At 63.7% G+C, this 1,010-nt stretch carries 2 protein-coding genes; both read right to left on the reverse strand.

Annotated elements, in window-relative coordinates:
* Positions 1-385: hypothetical protein (locus FK530_RS24265; protein WP_205124245.1), on the reverse strand; the 385-nt coding region annotated here is incomplete at its 3' end.
* A 2-nt stretch (positions 386-387) separates the two neighbouring features.
* Positions 388-768 carry a hypothetical protein gene (locus FK530_RS24270; RefSeq protein ID WP_205124246.1) on the reverse strand — a complete coding sequence of 127 codons (381 nt, stop codon included), beginning with the start codon at positions 766-768 and terminating at the stop codon, positions 388-390.
* Between the last annotated feature and the right edge of the window lie 242 nt (positions 769-1,010).

The raw sequence follows: 1,010 nt of genomic DNA on the forward strand, positions 1-1,010 counted from the left end.
TGCCCCATGCGCCGTTGTCGCGCTGCTGGAACAGGCCACGAGAGTCGGGACCCGCGGCATCGCCGTAGTCGATGACAGTCAAGCTCGACTCGCCCATCGCCGTCATGATGCCGATCGTCTGGTCACGTACTCCAAGTTCAAGGTCTTTCCCCGCTTGGATGATGTGCGCGGCGTTGACGAGCTGATCGTGGCCATAGCCGGAGACCGTTGTGTCAGGCACGGTGTTCGGGTCGATGCTGACGCTCGACGTCGAACCCGATTCAGGATTGCAGGAGGCTGCGTCGTCTGATCCGCCTAGGAGCAAGATGCTGAACAGCGCTCCGAGCACAAGTGCCGGTACCAGAGCTATTGCTCCGGCGGCTCCCGTTTTGCGGTCAGACGACATGGTTAGCGCACTCCCTCCGGCGGCGTGAATCGGCTGACAAGCCAGGGTGAGGCCCCGTCAGCGCGAATGACGACCACGGTGTAGGTGCCGACGTCAGTGGGCACCTCGACATGTCCCACGTAGGCACTCTCCTCGTCGGTAACCTTCCCAGCCCCGGTGACCTGCTTCACGGGGATGCTTACCGGATCGACGTAGGCGTAGTCCTGCTGCGCCTGAGCGGTCAGCAGAGGTGCAACCACACTCCACCAGGCGTCATAGTCCAGATCAGGTCGAGCGAAGGCCGTCATAGCAGTCTCGGCGGCGTCGATTGCGGATGCCCGCGAGTCGGCATCCCATATGGGTGCCGGACCAGGGGCGATCGTCTCCTCGGTGTCCTCATCCACAACGCCACTTGGCGGCGTGGAGAACTGGCCGGGGTCTGGGAAGCTCGGGGTACTGCTGAAAGCAGAGGGGGACGGCGCAGGCGCCTCGTGCTGGCCAGCGCAGCCAGCCAGCACGAGAACTGCCGTAGCAGCGGCCGCCCCCACTATTGCTGTGCGTCGCATTGCTACCCCTCCTTCTCGTTTTTCGAGGCCCGCTCTCTCGGCGCGTTCTCTCCCTTGCGCAGAGTCTCTTTGAGCTCGCT

Origin of the sequence: Tsukamurella conjunctivitidis (assembly GCF_007858475.1) — a bacterium.
Taxonomy (GTDB): Bacteria; Actinomycetota; Actinomycetes; order Mycobacteriales; family Mycobacteriaceae; genus Tsukamurella; species Tsukamurella conjunctivitidis.